The organism is Bacillus sp. BPN334, assembly GCF_008368885.1.
Taxonomy (GTDB): Bacteria; Bacillota; Bacilli; order Bacillales; family Bacillaceae_G; genus Bacillus_A; species Bacillus_A wiedmannii.
The window spans coordinates 114,781-131,726 of record NZ_QOZW01000012.1; the positions used below are offsets into that span (position 1 = coordinate 114,781).

Genomic DNA, 16,946 nt, shown 5'->3' on the forward strand with positions numbered 1-16,946 from the left:
CTTAAAAAGATAAGGGCGGGGCTGTATAAACAGTCGCGGTACCACCTTATTTCGCCAATTACTCACATAATTAGCCTTAACAAGTACGGAGCTATATGCTCTTATACTGTGGTTTTGATAACGAGTACCAACTCTCGTCGCCGCCTACTATTATCATTTGATAAGTTCAGGACGAAGCTCAAAGGCCATTGTTCAAATGAATATTCTTGCTTCTTCTCAGCTACCGAAGCTCTCTGGACAGAATGATTTCATTCTACTTTTCCTTTTCAACGCTTTTATATATAACACGTATTTTACGACTTAATTGCAGAAAAATCAAACTTAAATTCAAAAAAAAAAGGAAATTCCCTTCTCCCGCAGAATAAATATACGTTCACAAAAGGAGTGATACGATTGAATCAAAAACAACTAAGCACGCGTAATGAAAAAAGCTGGAATGCAGCTGCTTATGAAGCTTGGACGAATCGCCACGGGGCACCAGCCGATTATGCAAAAAAGCTTATGAAAGATCCCGTGCGCGAAGTAGAACACTATTTACCTTACATACAATCTCCAAAAGGAAAACGTATTATTAACTTACTCGGGTCAAAAGGAAATAAAGCCGTTGCTCTCGCTCTTTTAGGCGCTGATGTAACAGTTGTTGATATTTCAGCAAGTAATGCAAAATATGCAAATGAACTTGCGGAAGCAGCAGGTGTCTCTATCCAGTATGTCGTTTCTGATGTACTAAATGTGCAGCTCTCCGAATCATTTGATATCGTATTACTGGAACTTGGTGTACTCCATTACTTTCTAGATTTAAAACCGCTCTTTCAAAAAATTGCTACCATGCTTAAAGGAGATGGAACGCTTATCCTTCGTGACTATCATCCTGTTTACACGAAATTATTAGGAGTAGACCACCCATCATTTCGGGCCAATGGAAATTATTTCGATGAAGAATTGATTGAAGATGATGTGGCTTATAGCATCCTTCTTACAGAAGCGCAGAAAGAATCATTGCCTAAAACAACCATCCGTCGCTGGACGCTAGGAGAAATTATTACAACACTTGCACAAGAACATTTTAAAGTTGAAAAACTAATTGAAGAACACGGGTCTCATCAAAGGTGGGTCTTCCCTCCTACTGCACCGGAAGGAATTGAAGAACATATACCAGGTCTATATACATTAATTGCGACAGCATGCAAAAAAGGATCCCTTCACGGATAGGATCCTTTTTGCATGCTCACGCATATAAGTTGAGGTTGGAGATTACCATAATTCTGTAGAATAGGACACAAGATATTTCAACATTTCGTCTCTGACTTACGTCGTCAAAAAGGGGTATGACCAACATAACGAAGAGTAATGTTCGTAGTTGATACTGATAATCGTTATCAACTAATTAGAAGTATACATGATGTTATTTCAAATTACAATAGCATTTCTCATTTTTATTTATGAATTTTTTGATATACAAATGTATACATTTTAAGAACATTTCCTCTTATCAATCTGCCATCTTCCATTATCTGCTATAATTTTCATTGAACAGATTAATAACTTCATAATGGTGTTTTTATTAATGTCGTTCTTAATATTTATAAATCATAATAAATAGTTTTTAAAGGTAGGGATAACGATGAAATATGTTAGTATTCGCAAAAAACTACTGTTCACACTCTTAAGCATTTCTTCTTTATTTAGTATTGCTCTTATTGTTATTCTTTCATTCGCTATGAACCAAGCAAGCGAAATTGAAACGTTAAAAAATGATGTATCTAAACGAGCAACAATTTTAAAAGAACGTGGTGATTGGTTCCAAGCACAAGTTGCCGGTTTACAAGAATATTTACTGTCACATGATCAAAAAGGATTGGATAAATTCAACCGAGAAGGAAAAAAACTTGCTGATACTAGAGAGAAAGTAACAAGTGATAAAAAACTCCCAGAAGGAATGAAAGAAGCGATTTTAATGGGAGCAAAATGGCGAAGCGTCATAGATAATGAAGCCCTCCCTCTCGCTCGCGAAGGAAAATGGGACGAAGCATCCAAAATCGCTTTAGCTCAAACCGATTATGTAAACGATCTTTTAAGCCGTTTTACTAAATATGCAAATGAAGAAAATGATAAACGTGACGCATTAATTGCTGACGTAGAGTCTTCTTCATCTCTTATTCAATATATTATTTTCTTCTCTCTTATTACATGTACGTTAACATCTATTTTATTAGCATGGTGGTTCTCTGGTAAACTCGTTAAACCGATACGACAAATTGATGAGAAATTAAAAGAATTAGCCTCTCAAGATGGCGATTTAACTGCTAGATTACACGTAACGAGTAAAGATGAAATTGGTGATATCGCCAATTCCTTTAATCAAATGCTCGCTAACTTACAACGTATCATAAAACAAGTGCAACAAACATCAACAAGTGTAAAAGAAGCGTCTGAAAATGTGTTTATCGAAACCACTGCTTCTATGGAGAATACAGCCAAAACCGAAGAAACTATGAATGCTCTTGCGTATAATATTCGTTCACAAGTTTCAAGTATCGAAGAAAGTTCAACTGCAATGGACGATATGACAACGAGTGTTCAGCGTATTGCAGAATCTGCCTCCTCTGTTGCTAGCCTAGCTGTTACAACTTCAGAAAAAGCAGATAGTGGGAATAAAGTCATTGAGAAATCTATTACACAAATGCATACAATTAACGAAGCTGTTAACGCTACATCACAAGTAGTAGAGCGACTCATTACACATACGAATCATATTGATACTGCACTTCAATCCATTTCTAATATCGCGGAACAAACGAATTTACTCGCTTTAAATGCTTCAATTGAAGCAGCTCGTGCTGGCGAACATGGAAAAGGATTCGCCGTTGTTGCCGATGAAGTACGAAAACTTGCTGAACAATCTCAGCTAGCAGCAACTGACATTAACCATTTACTTCATCAAATTCAAGCTGACACAAAAATAGCAAATGAAATGATGACACAAGGTCAGTCAGAGGCTTCGGAAGGAATTACAGTCATTCGTACCGCTGGATCTTCATTCTCGGAAATTGTTAACCACATTAACAAAGTCTCTACACAAATACAAGAAATGTCTGCAACTGCTGAAGAAATGGCCGCAAGTTCAGAAGAAATGAATGCAGCTTTAAATAACATCGCTTCTATTTCAAATGAAGTTGCCGCCGAAACATCACAAACAGCAACTTCGGCTGGTGACCAAGTAAACAAAATGAGTGTCGTTGCTAAAAAAGCTTCTGAAATGAAAACGACTGTACAAGAACTTGAAGTTCTCGTTTCTCATTTCAAAACAAACGTTTAAAGCGAAACTTTCATTTATACTTCTAGGACCTACAAACTATTAAAAAGAGGGATTTACAATCTCTCTTTTTTTACTTTAAAATATCTCTTTCTATCTCTCATTCCGTCTGCTATAATTCCTAAAGGAAAGAAGAAAGCTTTATTCCAGAAGGAGTAAAGCTTTCTTTCAATTTTTTACATCAATTAATTCTAATACTAAGATTTCACAGAGGAGGCTTTTTATCATATGAATTTTATTAGCATTCGAAAAAAACTAATGTTTATGATGGGAACGATTTGCGCTTTATTTGGCATTGCCTTAGCTTTTATTTTATTTTTTACTATTGATCAATCTCGTCAAGCTCAAGCATTACAAAAAGAAATTTCCCCTTTGGCAACAGAATTGAAAGAACGTGGAGATGCTTATCAAGTACAACTTTCTGCTTTAAGAGGTTATTTATTACAACATGATCAAGTCGAATTAGACAAGTTTAATGAGATGAGTAAACGTCTGGAGGATTCAAAAGATAAACTTCTTTCTAATCCAAATGTTTCTCAGTCCATGAAAAATACAATGGAATCAGGATCGACTTGGAGAAAATTTATTGAAGAAAAAGTTTTCACTCTTGCAAAAGAACAAAAGTGGGAAGAGGCTTTACAAGTAGCTTATGCAGAAAATGGTACTGTTTATAAAGTAATTGGTGACTTCACAAATTACAGTAATGAACAAGCTAAGTTACGTGATCAATCTATCAAAAAAATTGATCAATCTTCACTACAAATTGAATATGTTGTCTTCTTATCACTTGTTATTTGTATTATCGTAGCTATGATTCTTGCATGGTGGTTCTCTGGTAAACTTGTAAAACCAATTCAACAAATCGATAGTAAACTAAAAGAATTATCATCTCAAGAAGGTGACTTAACAGCCCGCCTACAAGTAAATAGTAACGATGAAATTGGTACGATTGCAACATCATTTAATAAAATGTTAGAAAACCTACAACATATCATCAATCGTGTTCAAAAAACATCCGTGGAAGTACAAAATGCTTCTGAAAATATGCTAGAAAAGACGAATATATCACGTGAGGCAACAATAAAAGTTCAAAGCACGATGTCTAGCTTAAATGCAAGTATTCAATCGCAAACTGCTAGCATGGAAGAAAGCTCAACTGCAATGGATGATATGGCAGTAAGCGTTCAGCGTATTGCTGAATCAGCTTCATCTGTAACTGAACTTGCTGTAACTACATCGGAACAAGCTAATGATGGAAGTACTGTTATTCAAAAATCCGTTTCACAAATGACAACGATACACGACGCGGTAAATGCTACGTCAGAAGTGGTCGAACGTCTAATCACCCACACGAAATATATTGATACAGCTGTACAATCTATTTCTAATATCGCAGAACAAACAAACTTACTTGCTTTAAATGCATCTATCGAAGCAGCTCGTGCTGGCGAACAAGGAAAAGGTTTCGCTGTCGTAGCTGACGAAGTTCGAAAACTTGCTGAACAATCTAAAACAGCGGCAACGGATATTAACCAATTACTACATCAAATTCAACAAGACACTGAAACTGCTAGTTCGATGATGTCACAAGGCCGTTCTGAAGCATTTGAAGGCATTCATGTCATTCGTGAAGCTGGCAATTCTTTCACAACGATTGTGGAACAAGTAAATAAAGTATCTACTCAAATGCAAGACATCTCAGCAACTGCTGAAGAAATGGCTGCAAGCGCTGAAGAAATGAACGCTTCACTGAATAACATCGCTTCTATTTCGACTGAAGTGTCTAGTGAAACAGCGGCAACAGCACAATCTGCTGAGAAAAAAGTCACTACAATGAATGAGATGACACAAACTGCTAAACAAATGAAACAAACAGTTGAAGAATTAGATCAACTCGTATCTCATTTCAAAACTGAATAGCTTTCAAAAAATATTCCTCTTTCAAGAGGAATATTTTTTTGAGCTCATTCCCTGCATTATATATATATATCCGTTATAATGAGAACCGATATCATTAATATGTAGGGGGTGCTACACATGTCACAACAAGCATTTGAAGAAAAGTTATATGCAAACTTAGAAGCTGTTATTGATCCTGAACTAGGTGTTGATATTGTTAATCTTGGATTAGTTTATGACGTTACAGCAGATGAAAATAATAATGCTGTCATTACGATGACGATGACTTCTATTGGTTGTCCAATGGCTGGGCAAATTGTATCAGACTTAAAAAAAGTATTATCAACGAACGTACCTGAAGTCAATGAAATAGAAGTAAATGTCGTTTGGAATCCGCCCTGGTCTAAAGAACGCATGTCACGTATGGCGAAAATCGCATTAGGTATTCGCGATTAAATAAAGAAAGACCTGACATCCTAGTCAGGTCTTTTTCTCTTATTATTTTACGCCTACTGCATCATAAGCTTTCGTTACAGCTTGTACAGCTTTAGAGTTTTTACCATATAAATCTTCAGCTGACTGCAGAGCAGCTTGACGCATCATCTTAAAGTCAGAGTTTGCAGTTAAGTATTTCGTAAGAGCACGGTAATAAATTTTTTCTGTCGCTTCACGGCCTACTCCAGTTACTTTCACACCGTAATGCTCTCCGCCATCAGATACTAAATATGCAGCTTTATTGTTAATACTACTGTTAATATGAACGCCGCCATTATCAGCTGTTCCAGTGTAGCGTTTATTGTAATGATCTGGGTAACCTTCACCTGGTTTTAATGGATTTGGAATAGATGCTGGATCTTTCAGAGAACGAAGTGCATCACCAGGTTTTCCAGGTGTATAAATGTCAGCACCTAAATCCCAGCTCTTCTTCTCAACCATGACACCCATAATATCAGATAACGATTCATTTAACGCACCTGACTCATTTTTATAAACAAGGTTTGCTGTATGTTCAGTTACAGCATGCGTTAATTCATGACCGATAACATCTAATCCAGCAGATAATGGAATAAACGTCGTACCGTCTCCATCACCATACATCATTTGTACACCGTTCCAAGCTGCGTTATTCCAGCTTTCTCCGACGTGAACAGTAGAAATAAGCTTCGCACCTTTATCATCGAAAGAGTTACGATTAAATGTCTTTTTGTAGTAATCATATACTTTTCCTGCATTTACATGCGCATCAACCGCTGCTTTATCTTCGAAGAACTTAGATTTACTCTCAACTTCTTCTCCTGTGTATCCAAGCCATTGTGAGAATAAGTTAAACAAGTTTTCATCCATATTTTCTGCATCAAATGTATGAACACCTTGTCCTCGTTTACCATCAAACAAGTTGAACGCTCCTGTTTTCTCATCTTGAGCAATTTCAAATGATTGTCTATCGCCTAATACTCCGTAACCAAATCCTGTAATGTGATCTACAGCGTTATATTTCTCAATCACATTTCCATTCGTTGCATCAACAAAATAATGCCAGTATCCTGGAGCTGGTTTTGAAATCGATGCTTTAACTAAGTATGCAAGATAGTACTTCCCATCTTTTTCATACACAAATAAATCTTTTTTCACACCGTCATAATTCTTTACTTTACCAACTTCTTTTTCAATATCTGCCTTTGCAATCGTTTCAGCTTGCTCTGCACTAATATTTGCAAACGCAGGAATATTTTTATCCTCTAAATTCGGAATAACTTGTCCGAAGAATGCTTTTACATTATTTTCTTTATCTAGTGTAACAGTCTGATCTGAACCATACACAGGAATATTATTATGTTTTTCAACTAACTTCACATGTGTCGTACCAGATTCAGCATCTTTTTCCTCCCCAACGACATTGAAGTGTTTATCAATATTTCCTGCTAATTTAAACATATCTTTCTTACTCTCTAAATATTGAAAGACCGTCTCTTTTTTATCTAGTCCTTCTGGTGCTTTCCATTCTTCACCTATGTATGCAGGTGTTTTAAATTCTTGATGATATTGAATTTTTTGTTCTTCTGCTTTCGTTGTCGTTGCTCCAAATGTTCCAAATCCCCCGGCTATAACAGTTAACGCTAATGCTGATGAAATGACTTGCTTTTTCACTATAACATTCCCCATTCCCATAAAGATTTTTGACACTTTTATACAATTCTTATTTTTCGGGCTAATACCTTTTTCTAAATATTGAGAAAGTTTTTTTCTGACAATTCCACTCAAAAAAAGAGGACATCAATTCGATGTCCTCTTTTCCATAAACGTTCTATTGTCTTTTCAATTCGATTGCTAAATAGTGTGATTGCTCTTTCGCTTCAATATGAATATCTTCTACTGCTTCTGCTGCATCACGCATAACAAGATTTTCACCATTTATTACACTACTCCCTTCAATTTGTACAAGGTACAATTGACGGCCTTCTTGCACCGGGAAATGAATTTCTTTTCCAGCATCTAACGATAAAGAATATAAATTCGCATCTTGGTGAATACGAATTGGTGCCTCTCCTTCTACTGGAGATACCATATGGAACCATTCATTTTCACGCTTGCTCCAATCAAATGTAAACTCACCATAGTTTGGTTTATGATCCGCACGATCTGGTAAAATCCAAATTTGTAATAAACGTAGTGTTTCATTTCCTAAATTATGCTCGCTATGAAATACACCTGTGCCAGCACTCATATATTGAACATGTCCTCGCTCAATTGTTCCGCGATTCCCCATGCTATCCTCATGTGTTAAAGCACCATCTACAACGTACGAAATGATTTCCATATCGCGGTGCGGATGCATATCAAAACCAGTTTGTGCCGCTACTAGGTCATCATTAATTACACGCAATGCTCCAAAGTTCATGTTATTCGGGTTATAGTAATTCGCAAAGGAAAAATGAAAATGTGTATTTAACCAACCGTGATTTGCTCTTCCCATATTTTTATGATCAACTTTTCTAAACATATCCTTCACCTCATATTATCTCGAATTCAAGATTTATTTTAAAAATTTTTCTCACTGTAATTTTTTTAGTAATTGTAATAATTGATGTTGTTCTTCTACATTTAAATTTTGAAACTGCTCCGCTTGGAACGTTTCTTGAGGCGGGACGATTTCTTCATATAAAGCTTTTCCCTTTTCTGTTAACGAAATATATTTTGTAGTACCTTCTTGTTCACGATGAATCCACTCCAGCTGCTCCATTTTATTTAATAGCTGCGTGATATTTCCCTTCGTAACAAATAGTTTATTTCCGAGCTCTTGCTGCGTTAGACGATTATGTCCTCCAACTTGAGCTAGCACATCAAACTGAGCGGCAGATACATTCCATTCTTTCAAATGCTGATTCGTCTCACGAATACTTTTGTTATAAAAACGTGATAAACGAAACCATAATAGTAATCCGAGTCTATCTTCTGTCTTCATTCTATCACCTCGCTCATTTCATACCATTAGTTTAGAACTAAACTTCATAAAAGTCAATCACTTACTTTTAGTAATCAATAAAGAAAGCACAGTGCCATTTCTCCACTATGCTTTACATTAACTTTCTATTTTTATATTCATCTAACTTCCTCTCCGCGAACTTTCTCGCATCTTTCTCAATCCATCTATCTTCGTACACTTCACTTCCAACATACAATACTTCTCTCTTATGCTGCATCGCATGACGAAACTCATGCAGTAGTGTTTTGAGCACCTGCTCGTACTCTTCCCACATACAAACAAAAATTAATTGTTTTTCTTTATGATAAAAACCACCTACTGGGAATAAGAATTCCTCTTCTTCTTCTCCTAATGATAGAAGCACATGATTCGCATCACACGTATCACAAAAAACAACTGGTGTTTTACATACTTCAATCAGTGAAAACAAATCATCTCTAAGCCTTTTGACATCCCAAGGAAGCTCCGAATCCAACACATACCAATTCTCAACTTGTTGATATACATTTTGAAACTGGAGTTCCATTTCTCTATAATCCCCTTTCCAAACTCCCTTTTCCTATATGTATGCCACAATATGTAAAATATTAAACCTACTCTTTCCCCTTTCGAAAAATGACAATAAAAAAAGAATCTATGTCAGCATAGATTCTTTTTACGTAATCACTTTTTTTTCATCATTTTTTTTAATACAAAGTAACCAATTGCACAAACAATAGCTGCAAGTGCAAAGTATTTCACATATGGCCCAGCTACTTTATTAATACTTTCCCACTCTGTTCCTAATTTAAAACCTAAATATACAAATACAATTGACCATGGAATAACAGCTAATGTAGTTAGCGTAATAAACTTAGCATGTGACATTTTCGCAATACCCGCTGGTATCGAAATAGCATGACGCACAACAGGAATAAAACGCGCTGTAAAAATAACACCAGTTCCGTAACGATTAAACCAATCTTCAGCATAATCAATATGTTTCTTTTGAATTAAAATATATTTTCCATATCGCTCAAGGACGGGTCTTCCTCCGTACCGACCGATCCAATAAATGAATAGTTGTGCGATTACACCACCAATTGTACCGAACGCGACAGCGCCCCAAAACGTAATGCTTCCTGTTGATACTAAATAACCTGCATAAGACAATACGATTTCACTCGGAATAACCTCTAACATCAATCCAAGCATAATTCCCCAATAACCAAGTCCTTCTAGAAAAACTAAAACAGAATGAATCAACTCTCCTAACATCATGTACCTCTCTTTACTGTTTTCATTGCAAAAAATAAAAGTACAAGCAGTAAATATCTTGTACTTTTATTTTTAAAAATTAGTTAGTCTTCGTATCCCACTTAAAGATTCTATTTAAAAATTTATATACATTCTTTGACTCTTTCGTCAGAAGTGGACCTAAGATGGATAGTATAAGCACGTATAGTGCCGAGAATGGTTTCAAGACTGACATTAAACCACCGGCGATGCCGATATTGGCCATAATGATGGAGAATTCTCCTCTTGAAACGATTGTTAATCCAATATTTGTTGACGCTTTATGAGATAATCCAGCTTGTCGCCCTGCAATCATTCCTGCAACAAAGTTTCCGATGATTGTAAGAAGGACAGCACCTAACGTTAACCATATCGCTCCGCCTAATGAAAACGGATCAATGCTTAATCCGAAACTGAAGAAGAAAATAGCTCCGAAAAAGTCTCTAAATGGAACAACGAGATGCTCAATTCTGTCACTATGCTCTGTCTCAGAGAAAACTAATCCTAAGAGAAGTGCTCCAATTGCTTCAGCAACGTGAATTGTTTCCGAGAAACCTGCAATAAAGAATAAAGAAGCAAATACTACAATAATGAAAATTTCATCCGAACTAATATTGAGCAATTTATTTAATAACGGCGTCGCTTTTCTAGCTACAATAAAGAATAGAAGCATGTATCCTAAAGCAATCCCAATTGAAGTAAGAGCACCTAGGAAGGAAGCATGATCCCCTAGAACTAAACCAGAGACAACTGATAAATATACAGCAAGGAATATATCTTCAAACATAATAATTCCTAAAATTAATTCGGTTTCATTATTACCAGTTCTTCTTAAATCCACTAACACTTTAGCAACGATAGCACTAGAAGAAATCGTAATAATACCCGCAATAATTAAGATTTCTAGTAAAGGGAATCCCATTATAAACCCGTATAATAATCCAAGTGAAAAGTTAATTAAAATATAGATTGTTCCGCCAATCGCAATGGAACGTCCAGATTTAATTAGTTTTTTCATCGAAAACTCTAGTCCTAGGTAGAACAGAAGGAACAGAACGCCAATCCGTCCAAGGAAGGAAATTACACTCGCACTTTCAATAAATTTGAGATCAATAACACCTATTGTCGGTGCATGCGGTCCTACTAACATTCCAAGAACAATTAGAAAAGGAATTACTGAGAATTTAAACTTTCCAGCAATTACCGCCGCAATTGCTACTAAAACTAAAGCTGTACCAACTTCAAAAATTAACGTATCCATCTAGTCAGTCCCCCTATTCGAAAGTAACTCATTAATAATTTTTTTAATTTCTTCTCTCTCACCTGAAACTACAAGCATATCGCCTTCTTCAATTACCGTTTCTGGTCCTGGATTGAACAGCTTTTTCATATTCTTTTTCATAACTGCAATAATCGTTACGCTATATGTTTTTCTTATTTCAAGGTCGCCAATTGTTTTTCCGATTGCCGGAGCTGCATTCTCCACTTTAAACCACTCAATTGCTAAACCTTCAAAGACCATCTCAACATTTTCTAATGCTCTAGGTTTGTATACCATTCCACCTAATATTGCTGCAATTTGTCTCGCCTCTGAGTCACGTAATGAAATACTTGAGATACTTTCTTCATGATCTGAATCAAAATGATACATTTCTCTACGCCCATCATCATGAATGACAATCACCATCTTTTCGTTACCTTTCGTAACGATTTGAAACTTATAACCAATACCCGGAAGTTCACTTTCTCTAATATTCATATTTAGCTCCTCCATAACTTCTTTATTTTAATTTTCTGTTTTTCTGTCTTTTGTTCATCCAATCAATTTTAGAAATTCTAACCATTCAGGATACCTATGACTTGGAAATCTTTTATTGTAATAATAAGTGGCTCCTAAAAAGATACTTAAAGATGTAATGATAAAAAATATATTACTTCTCATTTTCAAACTCTTAAGGCTTATATTCAATAAAGATTCTTCTTTCAAATTATCCCCTCTTTCTCGTTTTAAATTTAGTTTTTTAAAATGTAAATAATTCTAAAAATATTACGATGTAACATAATCATAACACAAAATACGTTTATGTAACATAATTTTTTAGAAAAATTGATTCTCGTATATTTTTTGCATATAATTTTCTTATTACGGAAAAAAGGAAGTGTATTATATGGTTGATATCTTTAGCAGATTCCTTGAGGTAACGAATAATATTTTATGGTCATATATTCTTATTGCAATGCTAATCGGCTTCGGTCTTTATTTCTCTTTCAAATTAAAATTCGTCCAAATTACTCATTTCGGTGAGATGGTCAGTTTAATTAGTAAAGGGTTTAATCGAAAAGAAAAAAAGAAAGATAGCATCTCTCCATTCCAAGCATTTTGCTTAAGTGCAGCGGCACGTATCGGTATCGGAAACTTAGCTGGTGTAGCATTAGCCATTTCAATGGGTGGACCCGGCGCAATATTTTGGATGTGGTTTATCGCTATCCTTGGAGCAGCTACTAGTTTCGTAGAATGTACGCTCGCGCAAATTTATAAAGTAAAAGATGGAAGCAGGTTCCGTGGTGGACCAGCATATTACATGGAAAAAGGATTAAACAAACGCTGGATGGGTGTTTGGTTTTCACTTCTTATTACAGTTGCGTACGGATTAATTTTCAATTCTGTACAAGCAAATACAGTAACAATAGCGTTTGAAAATGCTTTTGGACTAGAGCGAACGATCGTAGGAGCTCTATTAGCTTTATTAGTTGCAGTTATTATTTTTGGTGGTATCAAGAGCATTTCACGTATTACAGAAATGATTGTCCCTCCAATGGCGATCATTTATATCGGTGTGGCTATTTTTGTCGTAATTAACAACTTCAATATGTTACCAAGCATTTTTACAGAAATATTTAACAGCGCATTCGGTTTAGACCAAGCTATCGCTGGTGGTATTGGAGCAGCAATCAAATTCGGAATTCAGCGCGGTTTATTCGCGACAGAAGCAGGTATGGGTAGCTCCCCTAACGCAGCAGCAACATCAGATGTATCTCACCCTGTAAAACAAGGACTTGTTCAAGCATTAGGTGTTTTCGTAGATACATTCTTAGTATGTACATCAACAGCGTTTATCGTATTATGTTCTGGACTTTACAAAGGATCGACTTTAGAAGGTATTGAATTAACACAACGAGCATTAAGTTCACAAATTGGACCGTGGGCAAGCACTTTCTTAGCGATTATTATTTTCCTATTCGCTTTCAGTTCTTTACTAGGAAACTACTATTATGGTGAAACAAACATCGCATTCATTAAAGAAAGCAAAACATGGTTACTGATTTATCGTGTTGCAGTTGTCGGAATGGTGTTCTTCGGATCTATCGCTGCCCTTCAAACGGTTTGGAGTTTAGCTGATTTCTTTATGGGACTAATGGTATTCACAAACTTAATTGCCATCTCATTCCTTAGCAAGTTTGCATACGCAGCCTTAGTAGACTATATAAAGCAAAAGAAACAAGGAAAAGATCCTGTCTTCATTGCAAGTTCTATCCCTGGTTTACAGAATACAGAGTGCTGGGATGGACAGGATATAGAAGAGAAGCAAAAGGCTGTATAACAATTAAAAGCTCTGGTGACTTGCTCAGAACAATCGGTCACCAGAGCTGGATAACATCTAAAAGCCAAAGCGGCTCTTTTAGAACAAGAGCTATATATCAAACAAAATCCCTATTACTCCACAGTAATAGGGATTTTTATTTATAACAGTTCATAATTTGTTCAAATTAATTCCAGCAAAAGGGTTGATTTATATCAATTACTAGATTATAATAATTATAAATTAGTAATTGATATAACATAACAACTCAAAAGGAGATTGATCATAATGAACAAACAAGTAATCGAAGTATTAAACAAACAAGTAGCAGACTGGAGCGTTTTATTCACAAAATTACACAACTTCCATTGGTACGTAAAAGGGCCTCAATTCTTCACATTACACGAGAAATTCGAAGAACTTTACACAGAATCAGCTACTCACATCGACGAAATTGCAGAACGCATTTTAGCAATTGGTGGCAAACCAGTAGCAACAATGAAAGAATACTTAGAACTATCTTCTATTCAAGAAGCAGCATACGGCGAAACTGCAGAAGGAATGGTTGAAGCAATCATGAAAGACTACGAAATGATGCTAGTCGAACTGAAAAAAGGCATGGAAATCGCTCAAAACTCTGATGACGAAATGACATCTGACCTACTACTAGGCATCTACACAGAACTAGAAAAACACGCTTGGATGCTACGTGCGTTCTTGAATCAATAATAGAACTAAAAGCGGAAGCGGCTTGCTCAGAATCGCAGGGCATTGGAGCTCTCGACCTTGAAGCGCTTTTTGCTTCGAGCGAGAGAGCGAAATGACCGGAGATTCTAGCTACTGGAGCTGGATATCACCTAAAAGCGGAAGCGGCTCGTTCAGAGTCGCTTTTTTTCTATGGAGTGGTCGCACATATCAGTACATGAAATTTATATCAGCGATTTTCCCAATATATCGACTTACCGACAAATCACGACAATATTAGCACCTCTCTCCTCTACTTTTATCAATATATTACAATCTTTTTTATGTTAAAATATAGGTAACACCCTTTAGTAAAATAGACCCAAAAAAGCTTTTCCATATTCATCATTTACTACTTAAATGGCGGGAGTGGTTCAGTTGAAAGACTACTTAATTAGAGCATTTTTTGCGTTAATAACAGTTGGGATTGTCTTACTTATAGCTAATATTTTCAATATACGTGTCGAGGTGAAAGACTATGCTTTCCTCGTTGTTGTAGCAATTGGTGGCGGCTGGGGTGGCTGGTACCTGTATAAGAAACAAAATAATAAAAGTGATAAAGGCATTCCGAAGTAATATGGAATGCCTTTTTTGTATAATACACAATTAAGCTTAAATCACTAATAAAAGCCGTCCACAAAAAACATCATATAAACCCATACTCTATGGTAAATAAAAAAAATTCATTTTGAATATAGAAATAGTCCAAAATCCTGCATAACAGAGGTATGACCCATTTGCCGCAACATTGTGGCTATATTCCCACGGTGATATGCTCCGTGGGTGACGACGTGTAGTATTGTTTCAGAAACCGTCGTATCCAGGTACCCAGCATATGGATTATCAACCTCAAACACTTTTTCATAATCTTGTTGACTACTTAAAAGTTCTTTATATCTTTTAGATAATTCATAAAAACTAGTTTCCATTTCCTCAATATTTTTTGTTTCCAGCTGTTCTTTCAATTGATCTGTGTGTACCATTGCATCACTCATGCTTTTACCAGAAATAATCTCGAGCCAGGCTAAATCTGTAAGGTATATGTGAGACATTACTTTTGCCACCGAAGAAAAACCACTATTAACTTCCTTATGGAAAATGTCTTGCGGTAGTTCTTTTAAGCGATTTAAAATAACTTCATTTGCCCATAAGTGGTAGTTATACATTTTTAATACAGCACGACCCATGCTCATTTCTCCTCCAATTTTCATTTTAATGATTAGATTATGATACATAGCTGATTAAAAATTCATAAAGGATTACATCTATAAAATTTATTCTGATTTCGATTAAAAAAACCTCTATTAACTTCATAAAAAACATTCCCTATCTTCCACAATCTGCCCCTTTAACGGAACAGTTCTATGTCACTCAATAATTCCTTACTTACCTTTTATTCAGATGTTCTTTTTTTAGTCAGCAAAACATACCTCCATCTATACTTCCACTCTTCCAACGATTTCACATCTCACTATCAATATATTTAACCAGATTAAAAACACATACCTTTTTACGATAAAAAAGACATGTGTTTCCAAAAATCTATATAAAAATCAAAATGATAAAGGCATTCCGAAGTAATATGGAATGCCTTCTTTTTATTGCCGTCTATAATAAATAATAAAATTCAAACCGCTAATACAACCAATTGCAATAAACATGCTAAAACTCTGTACATCACCAGCTAGACTATACTCATCAACGATAAACCCAGACATAAACAACGTTATCGCGGCCACACCGATACACAATATCGAAATAAGCCAAAGCGAAAATTCATTAATTAGCTCTTTCTTCTGTGTTGAAACAATTAGCATAACAAGAATAGATGCTGCTAAAATATTTTTAAAAACAGGACGTAAATACACAAACTCCTCCATCTATTTCTCCTTTTCCAAAAACATTACATCTTAACATTAACATATTTAACCAAATTAAAAACACATGCCTTTTCAAGATAAAATGACATGTGTTTCCAAAAACATCTATAAAATTGTATTATGATAGCTGCTTCCACTTCGTTCCTAAAACAGGACGCTCATAATTTTGGATTGCATGAATTAGTTTATCTGCCGTCTCAGCTGAAACGATCAACTCTTTATTTGATGGATTCATAAATCCTTCTTCTGCTGCACGTTCAACCATTTGCAAAATTGGCCCATAAAAGCCTTTTATGTTCAATAAACCAACCGGCTTATTATGTATACCAATTTGTGACCAACATACTACTTCAAATAGCTCTTCAAACGTTCCGTATCCGCCTGGTAATGCAATAAAAGCATCCGCAAGCTCTGCCATTTTCGCTTTGCGCTCGTGCATCGTTTCTACTTCAATTAATTCTGTTAGCCCTGTATGAACAATTTCTCCTCGGAATAGACCGCGTGGCATAACACCTGTTACACGTCCGCCTAAGCGAAGAACTTCATTTGCCACTTCTCCCATTAATCCAACGCAAGAACCACCGTATACAAGCTCATAATCGTTCTCAACAAACATTTTTCCTAACGCTATTGCCTGCTCTTTAAATTCTGGTCTCTCCCCTAAGTTGGAACCTGCAAACACACAAATCTTTCTCATTCCTACACCCCGAAACTATATATTGTTATGATACAATGAACATTGTACAACATATTGAAGGGATGAGGAA

At 35.7% G+C, this 16,946-nt stretch carries 17 protein-coding genes and 1 other annotated feature; of the genes, 7 read left to right on the top strand and 10 right to left on the bottom strand.

Annotation, left to right across the window (positions count from 1 at the left end):
- Nucleotides 1-8: 8 nt before the first annotated feature.
- Nucleotides 9-279: a binding site (T-box leader), on the bottom strand.
- Nucleotides 280-393: 114 nt separating this feature from the next.
- The 4 genes from DN393_RS18370 to DN393_RS18385 all read left to right on the top strand — a co-directional run bounded on the left by DN393_RS18370 (nucleotide 394) and on the right by DN393_RS18385 (nucleotide 5,671).
- Nucleotides 394-1,212, top strand: coding sequence for a class I SAM-dependent methyltransferase (locus DN393_RS18370; RefSeq protein ID WP_001072278.1), 819 nt, complete (start codon nucleotides 394-396; stop codon nucleotides 1,210-1,212).
- Between the two features lie 412 nt (nucleotides 1,213-1,624).
- The gene (locus tag DN393_RS18375) at nucleotides 1,625-3,319 is read left to right on the top strand and encodes a methyl-accepting chemotaxis protein (protein WP_064476254.1); all 1,695 of its coding nucleotides are present in this window, start codon (nucleotides 1,625-1,627) and stop codon (nucleotides 3,317-3,319) included.
- Nucleotides 3,320-3,544: 225 nt separating this feature from the next.
- The gene (locus tag DN393_RS18380; RefSeq protein WP_064476253.1) at nucleotides 3,545-5,236 is read left to right on the top strand and encodes a methyl-accepting chemotaxis protein; all 1,692 of its coding nucleotides are present in this window, start codon (nucleotides 3,545-3,547) and stop codon (nucleotides 5,234-5,236) included.
- A gap of 117 nt (nucleotides 5,237-5,353) precedes the next feature.
- Nucleotides 5,354-5,671: a metal-sulfur cluster assembly factor gene (locus tag DN393_RS18385; protein ID WP_149173748.1), complete on the top strand. Its 318-nt coding sequence runs from the start codon at nucleotides 5,354-5,356 to the stop codon at nucleotides 5,669-5,671.
- 42 nt (nucleotides 5,672-5,713) lie between these two features.
- Here DN393_RS18385 and nprB read toward each other — a convergent pair whose 3' ends face one another.
- The 7 genes from nprB to DN393_RS18420 form a co-directional block, all read right to left on the bottom strand.
- On the bottom strand, nucleotides 5,714-7,363 hold the full coding sequence (gene nprB / locus DN393_RS18390) for a neutral protease NprB (RefSeq protein ID WP_064476331.1): 1,650 nt from the start codon (nucleotides 7,361-7,363) through the stop codon (nucleotides 5,714-5,716).
- A 157-nt stretch (nucleotides 7,364-7,520) separates the two neighbouring features.
- Complete coding sequence (locus DN393_RS18395) at nucleotides 7,521-8,216, bottom strand: pirin family protein (RefSeq protein WP_064476252.1); 696 nt, start codon at nucleotides 8,214-8,216, stop codon at nucleotides 7,521-7,523.
- Nucleotides 8,217-8,267: 51 nt separating this feature from the next.
- Entirely contained in the window at nucleotides 8,268-8,678 is a 411-nt protein-coding gene (locus DN393_RS18400; RefSeq protein WP_000845460.1) for a MarR family winged helix-turn-helix transcriptional regulator, read from the bottom strand.
- A gap of 112 nt (nucleotides 8,679-8,790) precedes the next feature.
- The gene (locus DN393_RS18405) at nucleotides 8,791-9,225 is read right to left on the bottom strand and encodes a DUF3920 family protein (RefSeq protein ID WP_000422829.1); all 435 of its coding nucleotides are present in this window, start codon (nucleotides 9,223-9,225) and stop codon (nucleotides 8,791-8,793) included.
- 137 nt (nucleotides 9,226-9,362) lie between these two features.
- A complete protein-coding gene (uptA, locus tag DN393_RS18410) occupies nucleotides 9,363-9,956 on the bottom strand; it encodes an undecaprenyl phosphate transporter UptA (RefSeq protein ID WP_000900214.1) in 594 nt (197 codons plus the stop codon).
- A gap of 79 nt (nucleotides 9,957-10,035) precedes the next feature.
- Nucleotides 10,036-11,235, bottom strand: a complete 1,200-nt coding sequence (locus DN393_RS18415; RefSeq protein WP_064476251.1) for a cation:proton antiporter — start codon at nucleotides 11,233-11,235, stop codon at nucleotides 10,036-10,038.
- Nucleotides 11,236-11,733, bottom strand: a complete 498-nt coding sequence (locus DN393_RS18420; RefSeq protein ID WP_001026069.1) for a cation:proton antiporter regulatory subunit — start codon at nucleotides 11,731-11,733, stop codon at nucleotides 11,236-11,238.
- 409 nt (nucleotides 11,734-12,142) lie between these two features.
- Here DN393_RS18420 and DN393_RS18425 point away from each other — a divergent pair, with 409 nt between their 5' ends.
- From DN393_RS18425 to DN393_RS18435, 3 genes are all read left to right on the top strand, one after another.
- Nucleotides 12,143-13,576: an alanine/glycine:cation symporter family protein gene (locus DN393_RS18425; protein ID WP_064476250.1), complete on the top strand. Its 1,434-nt coding sequence runs from the start codon at nucleotides 12,143-12,145 to the stop codon at nucleotides 13,574-13,576.
- Between the two features lie 267 nt (nucleotides 13,577-13,843).
- Nucleotides 13,844-14,284: a Dps family protein gene (locus tag DN393_RS18430; RefSeq protein ID WP_001041897.1), complete on the top strand. Its 441-nt coding sequence runs from the start codon at nucleotides 13,844-13,846 to the stop codon at nucleotides 14,282-14,284.
- A 393-nt stretch (nucleotides 14,285-14,677) separates the two neighbouring features.
- Nucleotides 14,678-14,875, top strand: coding sequence for a hypothetical protein (locus DN393_RS18435; protein WP_000656328.1), 198 nt, complete (start codon nucleotides 14,678-14,680; stop codon nucleotides 14,873-14,875).
- 107 nt (nucleotides 14,876-14,982) lie between these two features.
- Here DN393_RS18435 and DN393_RS18440 read toward each other — a convergent pair whose 3' ends face one another.
- The 3 genes from DN393_RS18440 to DN393_RS18450 all read right to left on the bottom strand — a co-directional run bounded on the left by DN393_RS18440 (nucleotide 14,983) and on the right by DN393_RS18450 (nucleotide 16,876).
- The gene (locus DN393_RS18440) at nucleotides 14,983-15,486 is read right to left on the bottom strand and encodes a DinB family protein (protein WP_088047825.1); all 504 of its coding nucleotides are present in this window, start codon (nucleotides 15,484-15,486) and stop codon (nucleotides 14,983-14,985) included.
- Between the two features lie 411 nt (nucleotides 15,487-15,897).
- The gene (locus tag DN393_RS18445; protein ID WP_064476248.1) at nucleotides 15,898-16,179 is read right to left on the bottom strand and encodes a hypothetical protein; all 282 of its coding nucleotides are present in this window, start codon (nucleotides 16,177-16,179) and stop codon (nucleotides 15,898-15,900) included.
- A gap of 118 nt (nucleotides 16,180-16,297) precedes the next feature.
- The gene (locus tag DN393_RS18450; RefSeq protein ID WP_046955625.1) at nucleotides 16,298-16,876 is read right to left on the bottom strand and encodes an LOG family protein; all 579 of its coding nucleotides are present in this window, start codon (nucleotides 16,874-16,876) and stop codon (nucleotides 16,298-16,300) included.
- Nucleotides 16,877-16,946: the final 70 nt, after the last annotated feature.

Excerpts from the sequence above, each read along its gene's own strand:
- DN393_RS18380 (WP_064476253.1), top strand. The coding sequence starts at position 3,545 with ATGAATTTTATTAGCATTCGAAAAAAACTAATGTTTATGATGGGAACG.
- DN393_RS18385 (WP_149173748.1), top strand. The coding sequence starts at position 5,354 with ATGTCACAACAAGCATTTGAAGAAAAGTTATATGCAAACTTAGAAGCT.
- DN393_RS18420 (WP_001026069.1), bottom strand. The coding sequence starts at position 11,733 with ATGAATATTAGAGAAAGTGAACTTCCGGGTATTGGTTATAAGTTTCAA.
- DN393_RS18440 (WP_088047825.1), bottom strand. The coding sequence starts at position 15,486 with ATGGGTCGTGCTGTATTAAAAATGTATAACTACCACTTATGGGCAAAT.
- DN393_RS18430 (WP_001041897.1), top strand. The coding sequence starts at position 13,844 with ATGAACAAACAAGTAATCGAAGTATTAAACAAACAAGTAGCAGACTGG.
- DN393_RS18415 (WP_064476251.1), bottom strand. The coding sequence starts at position 11,235 with ATGGATACGTTAATTTTTGAAGTTGGTACAGCTTTAGTTTTAGTAGCA.
- uptA (WP_000900214.1), bottom strand. The coding sequence starts at position 9,956 with ATGTTAGGAGAGTTGATTCATTCTGTTTTAGTTTTTCTAGAAGGACTT.
- DN393_RS18400 (WP_000845460.1), bottom strand. The coding sequence starts at position 8,678 with ATGAAGACAGAAGATAGACTCGGATTACTATTATGGTTTCGTTTATCA.
- DN393_RS18405 (WP_000422829.1), bottom strand. The coding sequence starts at position 9,225 with ATGGAACTCCAGTTTCAAAATGTATATCAACAAGTTGAGAATTGGTAT.
- DN393_RS18395 (WP_064476252.1), bottom strand. The coding sequence starts at position 8,216 with ATGTTTAGAAAAGTTGATCATAAAAATATGGGAAGAGCAAATCACGGT.
- DN393_RS18450 (WP_046955625.1), bottom strand. The coding sequence starts at position 16,876 with ATGAGAAAGATTTGTGTGTTTGCAGGTTCCAACTTAGGGGAGAGACCA.
- DN393_RS18425 (WP_064476250.1), top strand. The coding sequence starts at position 12,143 with ATGGTTGATATCTTTAGCAGATTCCTTGAGGTAACGAATAATATTTTA.
- DN393_RS18445 (WP_064476248.1), bottom strand. The coding sequence starts at position 16,179 with ATGGAGGAGTTTGTGTATTTACGTCCTGTTTTTAAAAATATTTTAGCA.
- DN393_RS18375 (WP_064476254.1), top strand. The coding sequence starts at position 1,625 with ATGAAATATGTTAGTATTCGCAAAAAACTACTGTTCACACTCTTAAGC.